This is a genomic window from Pseudomonas sp. 43(2021) (genome assembly GCF_017490805.1).
GTDB lineage: Bacteria > Pseudomonadota > Gammaproteobacteria > Pseudomonadales > Pseudomonadaceae > Aquipseudomonas.
The window spans coordinates 1-685 of record NZ_JAFGYJ010000123.1; the positions used below are offsets into that span (position 1 = coordinate 1).

The 685-nt window shown below is 60.0% G+C and carries 1 protein-coding gene; it reads left to right on the plus strand.

Annotated elements, in window-relative coordinates:
* Window positions 1-230: 230 nt before the first annotated feature.
* A partial coding sequence (locus J5M71_RS26295; protein ID WP_243434357.1) for an MFS transporter occupies window positions 231-685 on the plus strand: 455 nt, incomplete at its 3' end.

The window sequence follows — 685 nt, forward strand, 5'->3', positions numbered from 1 at the left end:
AGCTTTGCTCCTGGGCCACCGCCAGAAAGGCCTGCAGGTCGTTGACTTTGGCGTTGCTCATTGCTGAATTTTTCTCAAAAGCACATGAAGATTACCGCTACTAATCAAGTTAAGCCCGATCCGTCAAGCTTTGCAGCCTGAGTAGCGGGGCAGAAGGCCTCGATGATTTCTTCTTCAAGACAGGTTTTCGCATGACGGCTCAAGTAATCGACACCCCGACAGCCCAGCCCATGGAAGCGTCCACTGACGGCGAGCAACCGGCGTACTGGAGCGGCGTGTTCGCGATGACCCTGTGCGTCTTCGCGCTGATCGCTTCCGAGTTCATGCCGGTCAGTCTGCTCACGCCAATGGCTACGGACTTGCACATCAGCGAAGGCCTGGCCGGCTACGGCATTGCCATCTCTGGCGCGTTCGCGGTGCTGACCAGCCTGACGATCAGCAGGCTCGCCGGCTCGATGGATCGCAAGCGCCTGTTGCTGCTGTTGACCGCGCTGATGTGCGCGTCCGGGCTGGTGGTGGGCCTGGCGCCCAATTACACGGTGTATATGATCGGTCGCGCATTGATCGGCGTGGTAATCGGTGGCTTCTGGTCGATGTCGGCGGCGTTGGCCATGCGTCTGGTGCCCGCCGCCAGCGTGCCCAAGGCACTGGCCATTTTTAACGGTGGCAATGCCCTGGCGACCGT